The organism is Bradyrhizobium sp. CSA112 (assembly GCF_029051645.1).
Lineage (GTDB): Bacteria > Pseudomonadota > Alphaproteobacteria > Rhizobiales > Xanthobacteraceae > Bradyrhizobium.
In genome coordinates, this window is record NZ_JAACFS010000001.1 from 89,423 (window position 1) to 102,442 (window position 13,020).

Here is a 13,020-nt window from a genome sequence, read left to right on the forward strand (position 1 = left end):
CGCTATTGCGGCCGGTCTTCGTCGTCCCTCGGTCGCGCACCGCCGAAAATTTTGACGCCTTCCGGCGTCAGATACGGCTTCAACGCCTCCCACGGCACGAAGGCGATGTACTCGCCTTCGGCATAGGAGCCGACCGCGTAAGGCGCGTAGTGAAAGGTCAGGCCGGAGCTCTTGCCTTCCGCGGTCGATGGCGCCAGCGAGACCGGACCGATCCTGAGAAGTTTTGGCTCGATGCCTTCGATGGTGCTGGCGTCAGAGCCTTCCGCGCCGCGCTTCTTTTCTCGGCCTCGAGAGATGCAATGACGCCTTGCCGCATCGCTTTCAGCGTCGGGCCGTTGTCAGCCGTTTCAGTGAAGAACGGGCGGATGCTGATGCGTTTGCCCGCTGACTTGTCCCACAGGATCGTGTCGGACGAAGAGTTGGGGTGCGCGCCGCCAGTATATTCGTAGTCGGACCTGACGATGCTGACATAGCGGCCGTCGACCACCGAGCGCGTCTCGTATTTCCGTTCAAACGACCATGCGTTGCGGAACAGGTCCGGATCCTGCTTGCGTTCCTTGTCGGCATCGGCGCGGTTCTTCTGCGCCCAGGCTTTTCCCTCCGCCAGGCAGTTCGCCGCCAGCGCCGGATCGGCCTTGATCGTCGTGTCGAGGGTGACGCTGGCCTCGACCCATTTGGTCTTGATGGAAAAGTCCGGCTTGGGCTCGGCGGCCAACGCTACACCAAGTGCTGCACTGCATGCGACCGCGCCCGCAAAACCAATTGTCCGGGCAAGTGTAACGAATGCGATGCTGCGCAAGGACGATCCTTTGGAAATGACTGGCCGCCGGAGACCTACTCCGCTGCCTCACTGCTGTGGCCAAGGCGGGCGTTCAGCTTGTGGATCAGTTCCTCGGCGGCATCCGCGATCACGGTGCCGGGCGGGAAGATCGCTTCGGCGCCGGCCTTGTAGAGGGCGTCATAATCCCGCGGCGGCACCACACCGCCGATAATGATCATGATGTCCTCGCGGCCGTGCTTCTTAAGCGCCGCCTTTAGTTCCGGCACAGCCGTAAGGTGGGCTGCCGCCAGTGATGATACGCCGAGGATATGGACGTCGTTCTCCACCGCCTGCCGCGCCGCTTCGTCGGCGGTGGCAAACAGCGGCCCGATATCGACGTCGAAGCCGACATCGGCAAAGGCGGATGCAATCACCTTCTGGCCGCGGTCGTGACCGTCCTGGCCGATCTTGGCGACGAGGATGCGGGGCCGGCGGCCCTCGGCGTTCTCGAACGCATCGATCAGCGCCTGCACTTTTTCGACCCGGTTGGACATGGCGGACGCCTCCCGCTTGTAGACGCCGGTGATGGATTTGATTTCGGCGCGGTGACGCCCGAACACTTTCTCCATTGCGTCCGAAATTTCGCCGACGGTTGCTTTCGCGCGCGCAGCATCAATCGCCAGCGCCAGCAGATTGCCGTTGCCTTCGCCGGCGCTGCGCGTCAGCGCTGCAAGCGCCTGATCGACTTCCTTCTGGTCGCGCTCGGAGCGCAGCCGCTTCAGCTTGTCGATCTGCAGCCGCCGCACGGTGGAGTTTTCGACCTTGAGCACGTCGATCGCGGCCTCGTCGACCGGCTTGTACTTGTTGACACCGATCACGGCCTGCTTGCCGGCATCGATGCGGGCCTGTGTCTTGGCGGAGGCTTCCTCGATGCGCAGCTTCGGCACGCCGGCTTCGATCGCCTTGGCCATGCCGCCGAGCGCCTCGACTTCCTGGATATGTCCCCACGCCTTGACCGCGAGATCGCGGGTCAGCCGCTCGACATAATAGGAGCCGCCCCAGGGATCGATGATGCGGTTGGTGCCGCTTTCCTGCTGCAGGAACAATTGCGTGTTGCGCGCGATGCGGGCCGAAAAATCCGTCGGCAGCGCCAAGGCTTCGTCGAGCGCGTTGGTGTGCAGCGATTGGGTGTGGCCTTGGGTCGCCGCCATCGCCTCGATCGTGGTGCGCATCACATTGTTGAAGACGTCCTGCGCAGTCAGCGACCAGCCCGAAGTCTGGCAATGGGTCCGCAGTGACAGCGAGCGCGGATCCTTCGGGTTGAACTGGGTCAGCAGCTTCGCCCACAACAGCCGCGCCGCGCGCATCTTGGCGACTTCCATGAAGAAGTTCATGCCGATCGCCCAGAAGAACGACAGCCGCGGCGCAAAGCGGTCGACGTCGAGGCCCGCGGCAAGCCCGGCGCGTAAGTATTCGACGCCGTCGGCCAGCGTATAGGCGAGTTCGAGGTCCTGCGTCGCGCCAGCTTCCTGCATGTGATAGCCGGAGATCGAGATCGAATTGTACTTCGGCATTTTTTGCGAAGTGTACGCAAAAATGTCGGAGATGATCCGCATCGAGTGCGCCGGCGGATAGATGTAGGTGTTGCGCACCATGAACTCTTTCAGAATGTCGTTCTGAATGGTGCCCGACAGTTTTTCCGGCGGAACGCCCTGTTCCTCGGCGGCGGCGACGAACAGCGCGAGGATCGGCAGCACCGCGCCGTTCATGGTCATCGACACGCTCATCCGGTCGAGCGGAATGCCCGCAAACAGCGTGCGCATGTCGTAGATGGAATCGATCGCCACGCCGGCCATGCCGACGTCGCCGGAGACGCGCGGATGATCTGAATCGTAACCGCGGTGGGTGGCGAGGTCGAATGCGACCGAAAGGCCTTTCTGGCCGGCGGCGAGGTTGCGGCGGTAGAACGCGTTGGAATCTTCCGCCGTGGAGAAGCCGGCATACTGCCTGATCGTCCAGGGCTGGTTGACATACATGGTCGGGTAGGGGCCGCGCAGATAAGGCGCGACACCCGGCCAGGTTTCCAGGAAATCGATGCCTTCGAGATCGGCTTCGCTGTAGCCGGGCTTTACCGGGATGCCCTCGGGCGTCAGCCAAGGCTCGGCGCTGCCCGTGGGCTGCGCGGGCGCGGTGGCTTCAAAGGCGATATCTGCGAAGTTCGGTATGCGGCTCATGGTACCCATTGTAGCACATGTGATTGTCGGGGAGCGTAACCCCTAATCATGGTCCGGATGCTGGTGGCTGACGATGCGGTTAAGCGTTTCGGCGCCCACAGCTTCAAGCGTGCTTCGACCAGGTAGACAGGCAATCCTGCCGACCCAAGCCAAATGGGACTCGGTGCCCGTGGCATAGGTCGGAACGACGAGGTCCGGCCGGTCGAAGCTGCCGGTAGTGAGCTCAATCACGTCAACGCCGATCGCCCGATAGCTGAGTGGTGTTCCGCAGGCAGCACAGAAATCGCGCTCGGCGATCGATGACGAGCGGAAGGTTGCCGGTTTGCCGTGTGTCCACGCAAAATCCTCATGCTTGACCTCGGCGAGCGATATGAATGGACCGCCAACCGCTTTCTGGCACATCCGGCAATGACACAGCCCTATTTTCACCGGGGTCGCGTATACGGCGAAGCGTACCGCGCCGCACTGACAGCCGCCGGTCAGAATAGCCTTTCTGTCCGATGTCATGTTCCCTCCATCCGCCGCCAGGCTTCCTGCAGCACCGCCAGCGCATCGCCGCCGGCAAAGATGAAATCGCCGACGCCGGCCGAGCGTAGCGCGGCCTCCTGCTCGCCGGGCCGCCCTGCCAGATAGATATGCTTGGCGCCGGCGGCTTGAAGGGCCTTTGCGGCCGCCGCCGCGTGTTCCGCATAGACCTTGCCGGACGAGCACAGGCAGGCGATCGCAGCCCCTGACGTCTTGAACGCTGTGGCCAGCGCCGCAGGGTCGGCAAATCCTTGCATATCGATTGCCTCGATGCCGCCGGTCTCGAAAAAACTCTTGGCAAAGGTGGCGCGTGCGGTGAAGTCGGCGGGCGTGCCGAGATTGGCGAGGAAGATTTTTGGCCGCGCGCCTGACGTCTTGAGCTTTTCGTCCGATTTGTCGCGGAGCGCTTCGAAGGGCGTGGCCAGCCGGAGCGGCGCCAGCGGATCGAATTTGAATTTCGCCTCGCCATAGGGCGGCAACACGACGGGTACCTCGTCAAGGACGGCGATCTCAGCCTCATGCAGGTTCGGGAATTCGCTCGCGCCCGTCAGCACATCCTTGCGCTTGGCGATATTGGCCTCGCGCACGGCCCGCGTCGCGGCGACCTTTTTTTGGATCAGACTCTGCTCGAGTGCGGCGAAGATGCCGCCGGCCTTTTCGATCTCCTGGAACAGCGACCATGCGGCTTCGCAGAGCTGCTGGGTCAACGTTTCGATGCCGCCGGAACCGGCCGCGGGATCTGAGACTTTTGCGAGGTTGGACTCTTCCAGGAGCACCAGTTGCGTATTGCGCGCGATGCGACGCGCGAAGGGATCGGGCAATCCCAACGCCAGCGTGTGCGGCAAGACCGTGATGGCGTTGGCGCCGCCGAGACCCGCGGAGAAGGTCGCCATCGTCGCGCGCAGCATGTTCACGTTAGCGTCGCGCTGCGTCAGCATGCGCCAGGCCGTATCCGCCGCGACGACCAGCGGCTTGGGCGTCAGGCCGCAGGCCTGTTCGATCCGCGCCCAGAGCAGCCGCAGCGCCCGGAACTTCGCCAGCGTCAGGAACTGGTCCGCGTCGGCGCTGAGCCGCGCATACACCATGCCCTGTACGTCTTCGAGCGCGAGGCCTGACTGCTCGATCGCGCGCAGATAGGCAACGCCGCAAGCCAGCACAAACGCCAGTTCCTGGACTTCCGATCCGCCGGCATCGTGGATGACCCGTCCATCGGCAACGGCGAGCGGACCCTTGAAGCCCATCGCGGCGAGGCCCTTGATCGCGCTGGTGACCGCGGTCGCGATCTCCTCCCAGCTATAGGGACTGGAGCCCCACACCGCACAGGAGCCGAGCGGATCGAGGCCGAAGCGGATGTCACAGGCCGCGGGATCAATGCCTTTGCCCTTGATGTACTCGGCGACGTGAACGGCCGCCATTCGCGACTGCGGCCCGATCTGAAGTTCGATGCCGATGCCGGCATCGAGATAGATGCCGTCGAGAATCTGCGCGATCGCATCCGCCGAAGGATCCAGACCAAACCCGTGCGCGCCATTGGCGCCGGCGAACACAAGTGTCAGCCCCGTTGCCCCGTTCTCCAGATCGTGCAGCGCCTGCGCGTTGGCCGCCTTCGCATCGGGATGATCGATCCGCTGCATGATCTGCCAGGGCGCAGCCGCGGCACGGCCGGCGACCGGCGCGGCGCCTTTCGCGCGGCGATAGATCGGATCGATCCTCAATTCATCGGACGTCTTGCTGACTAGTTTCTCGAACGGCGCGCCCTTCAGCACCCCGTCGACCAGCTTACGCCAGTCCTCAAAGGTCGCCTGCGGAAATTCCGCGCCCAATGTCAGCTCGTCAGTATTGGTCATCCGGCCCATTATTCCCTGGTCGTCTCTTGGTTTGGCCGGAAATTGCCACGGGGCGGCCGCCAAGCCAAACGGTTGTTTTGGGGACTTTCAGGGTCAATCGAGGTCAGGCAACCGCTGGATACCCTCGGTTGAAAGCTGCGCCAGCGCCTCGCGAACGCGGCGTCCCGCAATGATACGATCGGGCGCGATTTCGGCCAGTGGCACCAGCACGAAGGCGCGTTCGAAAAGGCGCGGATGCGGCAGCGTCAGTTCCGGCTTGTCGAGCCTGACATCGTCATAGGCGATCAGGTCGAGGTCGAGGGTGCGCGGGCCCCAGCGTGTCTCATGGGCGCGGTCGCGGCCGAACTTCTTCTCGATCTTGTGCAGCGTAAACAGCAGCGCATGCGGATCGAGGCTGGTGTCGATCTCGATGCAGGCGTTGGTGAACGGCGCCTGGTCTTCCTCGCCCCAGGGCGGAGTGGTGTAGTCAGAGGAACGCGCGAGCAGGGCGGCCTGCGTCATGCCGCAGATATTGCTGATGGCTTTGCGGAATGTCGCGCGGACGTCGCCGACATTGCCGCCAAGCGCTATCAGCACACTTGCCATCAGGGCGATGGCCGATTGCGCATCAGCACCACGCCGACATCCTCGAAGATCTCGGCAATCGGCGCATGCGGCTTGTGGACCGTAACCTTGACCGCACGGACGCGCGGGAACGCCGCGAAGATCGCGTCCGAAACGGCGCCCGCCGCGCGCTCCAGGAGCTTGTAATTAGCGTTCGTGAACGCAGCGGTCGCGGTCTCGACCACGCTGGCATAAGAAACGGTGTCGGACAGCCGATCAGAGTGCGAGGATTCCGACAGGTCGATGGAGAGTTCGAGATCGATCACGAACCGTTGCCCGACTTTGGTCTCGTGCTCCATCACGCCGTGGCGGGCATGGGTTACGAGGCCGGCGATGAAGATCGTATCGCTCATCCCTGTTCCCTGATTGCAGCGGCCACGCGCAGCGCCTGTACGGTTTCGGCGACGTCGTGCGCCCGGATGATCCGCGCCCCATTCTGGGCCGCCAGCAGATGCGCGGCAATCGAGCCGCCGAGCCGCTGATGCGGCTCCGACGGCGTCACCGTGCTGATGAAACGCTTGCGCGAGGCGCCGACCAAGAGTGGCAGTCCGAACGACTGCAACTCGCCGAGCCGAGCCAGCGCGGTCAAGCTCTGCTCGGGCGTCTTGCCGAAGCCAATGCCTGGGTCGAGCACGATCTTGTCGGATGAAATTCCAACCTTCGCTGCGATGTCGAGCGACCGCGCAAAGAAATCGGCGATGTCCTGCATAATGTCGATTGCGGGATCGGCGCGCTCCCGGTTGTGCATGACGATGACGGGCACGCCGCGCTCGGCGACGAGGCCAGCGATGCCGGAATCGCGCTGCAGGCCCCAGACATCGTTGGTGATGGCGGCGCCCTGATCGAGCGCCCAGGCGACGACGGCCGATTTCATGCTGTCGATCGACACGGGAATGCCGAGCGCAACGATATCAGGCAGCACCGGCTGCAGGCGCTTCAATTCTTCTTCCGCTGAGATCGGTTCCGAGCCGTAGGGCCGGGTGGACTCCGCACCGACGTCGATGATGTCGGCGCCCTCGGCGATCATCCGCCGGGCCTGGGCCAGCGCGCGCTCGGGCGCGGTGAATTGCCCGCCGTCGGAGAATGAATCGGGTGTCACATTGAGGACGCCCATCACCGCCGGATAGGGCCTGGACAGCAGCGCAGGCAGCACCGGATGACCGGTCGCGGCGGTGGGGCTGGGCTTGGCTGCGATCATGCGGTCGCTTTGCGCGGTCCGTGCCGCCGAGTCAAGGCGTTGAGAGCCGCCCGCCCGCGGGCCGGCCTGACCGGCTTCAGTAGCTGATCATCGGCGGAAGCTTGCGTGCCTGCTCGATCAGTTGCTCGACCGATCTTTCCGAGGGCAAAACCCGGACGAGTTTGCGCTTTGTGTTCACGTCTTTCATGTTCTGGGCCAAGCGCGCAGGGTTGCGGTGGGCAAGTTCGCGTACCGTGGTGACACCGGCCGCGCGCACCAGGCCCACCTTGGCCTTGCCCATCCCGGGAATGCGCATGTAGTCGGAAAAATTGGCCCATTCGAGCAGTTGCTGCTCGCTGATGCCGGTCTTCGCCGCGAGCGCCTTGCGCCCCTTGACCGTGCGGGCGGCTTCCAGCAGCGCTTCCGTGGTGCGAATGCCCTGCGATTTCAGCTTCGAGGCAGAGTAGGCGGTCAAGCCTTCGATCTCGGAGAGGGGATATGTCATGATACTCAATGAAAAAAATGTGCTCAGGCCGAATGTGCTCAGAAGAGATGCGCTTTACGCGAACTGGCTGAGACCCGGTGTCCCCGAAATGATTTCGCCCATTTGATCCGCTCCGATTTTGTCGCGGCCGAACCTGAAAAGTTCACGCGCCACGTTTTGAATCTCGCTCATGCCCAGACCAAGCGCCATCAGCCTGGTGCCGACCGCCATCAAGCCTCCGCCCATCAGCCTTGAGAATCCACCATTGCTGCTGGAAGCCGCAATCGCAGCCTCGGCACCCGGAATTTGGTCGATCAGGGCCTGAACCTTGTCGGACGGCCCCTCGTTACGGAGAAAACCCAGAACGATTCCGACGGTTTTTTCAGCGACAGCGCTATCGATGCCGGCCTTGGAGGCCAGCCGTCCTACCAGTTCGTCCATATTGCCCCGTCCCCAACCGGTTTTACCGGGTCGTCTACTTGTCAATTTGATCTTGAGCGCCTGCGATCTGAAATACAAGCGATCCGCGCACATCAAGACGAGTTTGGTTCTAGATCGCGCCGCGAGTGTTGCAGCAATGCAAGAGTGAATGCCGGATTCACGCTGGCTTATTGCGCTGCGTTCTGGATTTCACCGCCGGAGGTCGGAAAAAAGTATGAAAAATGCGAACGGCGAGGTAGGCGAACGGTCGCGTATACGCTGCTGACGGTTTCAATCGGCGGGCAGGATGCGATATGATTGCCACCAAATCTGTCCGATGTGCGCGAAGAGGCGATGCGATGACCTCCGATAACAAGACGGCCGATACCGATGAGAAGATTTTTATCGGAAAGGGTGAACAGACGGCCTGGCTGTCGCTGGCGCTTGCCAATCGGCATGGCCTTGTCACCGGCGCGACCGGCACCGGCAAGACCGTGTCGCTGCAAGTGATGGCGGAGGGCTTTGCCCGCGCCGGTGTTCCCGTGTTCGCGGCCGATATCAAGGGTGACCTGTCCGGAATCTCAGAAGTCGGCGAGGCCAAGGACTTCATCCTCAAGCGCGCCGGAGAGATGGGCCTCAATTTTCAGCCCGACCAATTCTCGACGGTGTTCTGGGACGTGTTCGGCGAGCAGGGCCACCCGGTTCGCGCCACGGTCACGGAAATGGGGCCGCTATTGCTGTCACGGATGCTCGATCTGAACGACGTGCAGGAAGGCGTCCTCAATGTCGCATTCCGCGTGGCGGACGAAAACGGCCTGACGTTGATCGACATGAAGGATCTGCGGTCGCTGTTGGATGCGATCGCGCCAATGGGCGGCAAAAAGGGGCCGGATGACGAGGAGGATGAACTCGCCGAAATCCGAAAGGCCGCGCAGAGCTTCGGCAACGTCAGCAAGGCGACGATCGGGACCATTCAGCGCCAGCTTCTGGTGCTGGAAAACCAGGGCGGAACGAAATTTTTCGGCGAGCCGGCGTTGTTGCTGAAAGATTTCATGAAGACTGACAGCGACGGCCGGGGAATGGTCAATATTCTGGTCGCCGATAAGCTGATGCAGAATCCGAGGCTCTATGCGACCTTCCTGCTGTGGATGCTGTCGGAGCTGTTCGAGGAACTGCCGGAAGCCGGCGACCTGCCAAAGCCGAAACTGGTGTTCTTCTTCGACGAGGCGCATCTGCTATTCAACGACGCGCCGAAGGCGCTATTGGACAAGATCGAGCAGGTGGTCCGCCTGATCCGCTCCAAGGGCGTCGGCGTCTATTTCGTCACGCAAAACCCGATCGACGTGCCGGACAAAGTGCTGGCGCAGTTGGGCAACCGCGTGCAGCACGCGTTGCGCGCCTTCACGCCGCGCGACCAGAAGGCGGTCAATGCGGCGGCGCAGACTTTCCGGCCTAACCCCAAGCTCGACACCGCCCGCGTCATCATGGAACTCGGCAAGGGCGAAGCGCTGGTGTCGTTCCTCGAAGGCGGCGGCACGCCGACCATGGTCGAGCGCGTGATGATCCGGCCGCCGACGGCGCGGATCGGGCCGATTACGCCGGAAGAGCGTAAGGCGATCATGAGCAAGAGCCCGGTCAAGGGTAAATACGATACCGCGGTCGACGCCGAATCTGCCTATGAGATGCTGCAGAAGCGCGTCGCTGGAACGGCGGCGCCTGCAAACGGTGCGGATGCCGGCGGAAGCGGCGGCGGGATTCTCGGCCAGATCGGTTCCATCGTCGGCACGATCTTCGGCACCAACGTCAAGCGCGGCAGGCTGTCGACCGGTCAGGTCATCGCGCGAGACGTTACCCGTTCGGTCACCAACAGGGTGGTCGGCGGCATCGTCGCCGATCTCGGCAAGTCGGTCGGCGGATCGCTTGGCGGTTCCGTCGGGCGCGCGCTGGTGCGCGGCGCGCTTGGCGGACTGCTGCGGCGGTAAAGTTACGATCTCCCCTCTGACCTCTGGAACGAGCGCGTGCTGAGATATCCGTCGCTGCGAAGGCCGCTCGATATCCTGTTTCTGGTCTGCTGCATCGCCTTGACCGCCGATGTCCTCGTCCCGGAAATCTGGGGCAACGGCAAGACCAAGGACTATCCGCTGTGGTTCTGGGCGGGGCAGCAGGTGCTGCAGGGCAAGAATCTCTACCCCGACGATCCCGCCAGCTATTTCGAATTCATCTATCCGCCGCTGTCGGCCCTGCTGCTCGCGATCCCGAGCTGGTTCGGCAAGATCCCGCTTTATCTGTGCCTGTCGTTCCTCAACATCGTCGCGTGGTGGATGACAGCGCAGTTCTCGCACGCGATGGCGGGATCGGGGCGGAAACCCGGGCCGTGGCTGGAAGCGCTGCCGGGCTTCGTCACCGTCACCTTCGTGTTCGACATGTTCGACCTCGGTCAACCGAACCTCCTGCTGCTGGCGCTGATGCTCTACGGGTTCTGGCTGCTGCGAAGCGAGCGAGGCTGGATGGCAGGCAGCATGTTTGCGCTGGCGACCGCCATCAAGGTGTTTCCGGTGGCGGTGTTGCCTTATCTGGTGTGGCGAAGACAGTGGGCGGCGGCCGCGAGCATGCTGGTGTTCACCTGCGTGTTTCTGTTCGTGCTGCCGGCGCCGTTTCGCGGCTTCCAGCACAACGTCACGGAGCTGAAGACCTGGTACCAGGGCATGGTGGGGTCCAGTTCGGAGAAGGGGTTCGGACAGCGCGACGAGCAGAACTGGTCGTGGGTCAACCAGTCGATCATCGCGGTGACGCACCGCCTGACGCGGCCCGTGAATTACAATCAGGACGACCCGTCCAAGCCCGTGCGCACGATGAACGTCGCCAATCTCGACTACAAGACGGCGAACTGGATGGTGCTCGCGATATCGCTCGCGATCGGGCTCGGCTATGTCGCCGTGATGCCGCCGGCATCGCGCCGGACCGAGCGGTCGGATGCCGAGGAACTCGGCATCCTCTTCTGCCTGATGACGGTCGCTTCGCCGTTGGCGCGACAATATTACTTTCTGTGGCTGTTCTTTCCGATCACCGTGTTGGCCCATCGCGCCGCTTATGATCCGAGGCCCGCGGTCAGAACCGGCACATGGGCGCTGCTCGCCGTGGCGGGCGGTTTGTTGTGTTTGTCGCTTCCACTGTTCCCGATCGACCTGCAGGCCTATGGCAACAATCTCGCTGCCACCATCCTGCTCACGGCAGGGCTGGTCTGGCATATGCGCCATCCGCCTGCGGCGGATGCCGCCTTGCCTCGGGCCGCAGGCAAGCTACAACTCGATGTTAATAACAAGGCTCACAGCCAGGGATGATCAGCATGTCCAACGCAAAGATCCAGCCGGTCCTCGATCACATCGACGCCGATTTCGACAACAGCCTCGAGCGGCTGTTCGCCCTGCTGCGGATCAAGTCGATTTCGGCCGATCCGGCCTTCGCCGGCGACTGCAAGGCGGCTGCCGATCATCTTGCGAAAGATATCGCGACGCTCGGCTTCAAGGCCGAGGTGAGGCCGACGGCGGGGCATCCCGCGATCGTCGCCAAGAACAATGGCAGTACCAATGGCAATGCGGGCGGCCGGCCTCACGTCCTGTTCTACGGCCACTATGATGTGCAGCCGGTCGATCCGCTTAATCTCTGGCACCGCCCGCCGTTCGAGCCTGTGGTCACCGATCACGCCGATGGCCGAAAGATCATCGTTGCGCGTGGCGCGGAGGACGACAAGGGCCAGTTGATGACTTTCGTCGAGGCCTGCCGCGCCTGGAAAAAGGTCACGGGATCGCTGCCGGTCGACATCACCATCATCATCGAGGGTGAGGAGGAAATCGGATCGAAGAATTTCGTGCCGTTCCTGGAAGCGAACAAGAGCGACCTCAAGGCCGATTTCGCGCTGGTCTGCGACACCGGCATGTGGGACCAGAACACGCCGGCGATCACGACCTCGCTGCGCGGGCTGGTCTATGACGAGGTCAAGATCAAGGCCGCCAATCGCGACCTGCATTCCGGCATCTTCGGCGGCGGTGCGCGCAACCCGATCCGGGTGCTGACGAACATTCTCGGCCGCCTGCACGACGACAACGGCCACATCACCATCCCCGGGTTCTACGACGGCGTGAAGGACCTGCCGCCGGATATTCTGGCGCAGTGGAAGAATCTCAACCTCACGCCGGAATCATTCCTGAAGCCGATCGGCCTCTCCATTCCTGCCGGCGAGAAGGACCGTCTCCTGATCGAGCAGGTGTCCTCGCGTCCGACCTGCGACATCAACGGCATCATCGGCGGCTATACCGGCGAGGGCTCCAAGACCGTGATCCCGGCGGAAGCCTCCGCCAAGGTCTCGTTCCGGCTCGTGGAAGGGCAGAACCCGGAAAAGATCCGCAACGCCTTCCGCGACTATGTGCGGACGCGCGTGCCCGCCGACTGCAAAGCCGAGTTCACCGACCATTCCAACGCGCCGGCGATTGCGCTCGACTGGAACATGAAGCCGCTGGCGGCAGCCAAGCGCGCGCTGACGGACGAATGGGGCAAGGAGGCGCTGTTGATCGGCTCGGGCGCCTCGATCCCGATCGTGGCGGATTTCAAGCGTACGCTCGGCCTCGATACCGTGCTGGTCGGCTTCGGCCTCGACGACGACAACATCCATTCCCCGAACGAGAAGTACGACCTGAAGAGCTACCACAAGGGCATCCGCTCCTGGGCGCGGATCCTCGGCGCGTTCGCGGAAGGGGCGAAGTAGGGAGGGGACGGGTGGCGTTGTAGAAGTGTAGGGTGGGCAAAGGCGCATTGCGCCGTGCCCACCATCTATCCGATGGGTTGGTCTTTGAATGGTGGGCACGCTTCGCTTTGCCCACCCTACTGAATAAAAACGCCGCCCGGGATTGGGCGGCGTTTTGATTCCTGACGTGTAGAGGTATATGGGCGATAGTTTAGCGCATTCGTGCGGC

The 13,020-nt window shown here is 62.9% G+C and carries 11 protein-coding genes and 1 pseudogene; 3 read left to right on the forward strand and 9 right to left on the reverse strand.

The window, feature by feature from the left end; all coding sequences use genetic code 11:
* Nucleotides 1-2: 2 nt before the first annotated feature.
* The 9 genes and pseudogenes from GWE18_RS00570 to GWE18_RS00610 all read right to left on the reverse strand — a co-directional run bounded on the left by GWE18_RS00570 (nt 3) and on the right by GWE18_RS00610 (nt 8,071).
* Nucleotides 3-763 (reverse strand): annotated as a pseudogene (locus tag GWE18_RS00570) (DUF4163 domain-containing protein).
* Between the two features lie 71 nt (nt 764-834).
* Nucleotides 835-2,994 carry a methylmalonyl-CoA mutase gene (gene scpA / locus GWE18_RS00575; RefSeq protein WP_275183883.1) on the reverse strand — a complete coding sequence of 720 codons (2,160 nt, stop codon included), beginning with the start codon at nt 2,992-2,994 and terminating at the stop codon, nt 835-837.
* 42 nt (nt 2,995-3,036) lie between these two features.
* Nucleotides 3,037-3,501 (reverse strand): GFA family protein, encoded by a 465-nt coding sequence (locus tag GWE18_RS00580; protein ID WP_275183884.1) that lies wholly within the window; start codon nt 3,499-3,501, stop codon nt 3,037-3,039.
* Nucleotides 3,498-5,366: a methylmalonyl-CoA mutase subunit beta gene (locus GWE18_RS00585; RefSeq protein ID WP_275183885.1), complete on the reverse strand. Its 1,869-nt coding sequence runs from the start codon at nt 5,364-5,366 to the stop codon at nt 3,498-3,500. Before GWE18_RS00585 ends, GWE18_RS00580 begins: the two co-directional genes overlap by 4 nt.
* 93 nt (nt 5,367-5,459) lie before the next feature.
* Nucleotides 5,460-5,951, reverse strand: coding sequence for a 2-amino-4-hydroxy-6-hydroxymethyldihydropteridine diphosphokinase (folK, locus tag GWE18_RS00590; RefSeq protein ID WP_275183886.1), 492 nt, complete (start codon nt 5,949-5,951; stop codon nt 5,460-5,462).
* The gene (gene folB / locus GWE18_RS00595; RefSeq protein ID WP_275183887.1) at nt 5,951-6,322 is read right to left on the reverse strand and encodes a dihydroneopterin aldolase; all 372 of its coding nucleotides are present in this window, start codon (nt 6,320-6,322) and stop codon (nt 5,951-5,953) included. The genes folK and folB overlap by 1 nt, the downstream gene beginning before the upstream one ends.
* Nucleotides 6,319-7,167 (reverse strand): dihydropteroate synthase, encoded by an 849-nt coding sequence (gene folP / locus GWE18_RS00600; protein WP_275183888.1) that lies wholly within the window; start codon nt 7,165-7,167, stop codon nt 6,319-6,321. The genes folB and folP overlap by 4 nt, the downstream gene beginning before the upstream one ends.
* A 76-nt stretch (nt 7,168-7,243) precedes the next feature.
* Nucleotides 7,244-7,651: a DUF4332 domain-containing protein gene (locus GWE18_RS00605; RefSeq protein WP_275183889.1), complete on the reverse strand. Its 408-nt coding sequence runs from the start codon at nt 7,649-7,651 to the stop codon at nt 7,244-7,246.
* 54 nt (nt 7,652-7,705) lie between these two features.
* Nucleotides 7,706-8,071: a DUF2267 domain-containing protein gene (locus GWE18_RS00610; RefSeq protein WP_275184629.1), complete on the reverse strand. Its 366-nt coding sequence runs from the start codon at nt 8,069-8,071 to the stop codon at nt 7,706-7,708.
* Nucleotides 8,072-8,409: 338 nt separating this feature from the next.
* Here GWE18_RS00610 and GWE18_RS00615 point away from each other — a divergent pair, with 338 nt between their 5' ends.
* Genes GWE18_RS00615 through GWE18_RS00625 form a run of 3 tightly spaced genes read left to right on the forward strand, consistent with a single transcriptional unit; the run spans nt 8,410 to nt 12,812 of the window.
* Complete coding sequence (locus tag GWE18_RS00615) at nt 8,410-10,032, forward strand: helicase HerA-like domain-containing protein (protein WP_275183890.1); 1,623 nt, start codon at nt 8,410-8,412, stop codon at nt 10,030-10,032.
* A gap of 36 nt (nt 10,033-10,068) precedes the next feature.
* On the forward strand, nt 10,069-11,391 hold the full coding sequence (locus GWE18_RS00620; RefSeq protein WP_275183891.1) for a glycosyltransferase family 87 protein: 1,323 nt from the start codon (nt 10,069-10,071) through the stop codon (nt 11,389-11,391).
* A 5-nt stretch (nt 11,392-11,396) separates the two neighbouring features.
* Nucleotides 11,397-12,812 carry a M20/M25/M40 family metallo-hydrolase gene (locus GWE18_RS00625; protein WP_275183892.1) on the forward strand — a complete coding sequence of 472 codons (1,416 nt, stop codon included), beginning with the start codon at nt 11,397-11,399 and terminating at the stop codon, nt 12,810-12,812.
* The last annotated feature ends 208 nt before the right edge of the window (nt 12,813-13,020 follow it).

Coding starts and splice junctions, on each gene's coding strand:
- scpA (WP_275183883.1), bottom strand. CDS start 2,994: ATGAGCCGCATACCGAACTTCGCAGATATCGCCTTTGAAGCCACCGCG.
- GWE18_RS00580 (WP_275183884.1), bottom strand. CDS start 3,501: ATGACATCGGACAGAAAGGCTATTCTGACCGGCGGCTGTCAGTGCGGC.
- GWE18_RS00585 (WP_275183885.1), bottom strand. CDS start 5,366: ATGACCAATACTGACGAGCTGACATTGGGCGCGGAATTTCCGCAGGCG.
- folK (WP_275183886.1), bottom strand. CDS start 5,951: ATGGCAAGTGTGCTGATAGCGCTTGGCGGCAATGTCGGCGACGTCCGC.
- folB (WP_275183887.1), bottom strand. CDS start 6,322: ATGAGCGATACGATCTTCATCGCCGGCCTCGTAACCCATGCCCGCCAC.
- folP (WP_275183888.1), bottom strand. CDS start 7,167: ATGATCGCAGCCAAGCCCAGCCCCACCGCCGCGACCGGTCATCCGGTG.
- GWE18_RS00605 (WP_275183889.1), bottom strand. CDS start 7,651: ATGACATATCCCCTCTCCGAGATCGAAGGCTTGACCGCCTACTCTGCC.
- GWE18_RS00610 (WP_275184629.1), bottom strand. CDS start 8,071: ATGGACGAACTGGTAGGACGGCTGGCCTCCAAGGCCGGCATCGATAGC.
- GWE18_RS00615 (WP_275183890.1), top strand. CDS start 8,410: ATGACCTCCGATAACAAGACGGCCGATACCGATGAGAAGATTTTTATC.
- GWE18_RS00625 (WP_275183892.1), top strand. CDS start 11,397: ATGTCCAACGCAAAGATCCAGCCGGTCCTCGATCACATCGACGCCGAT.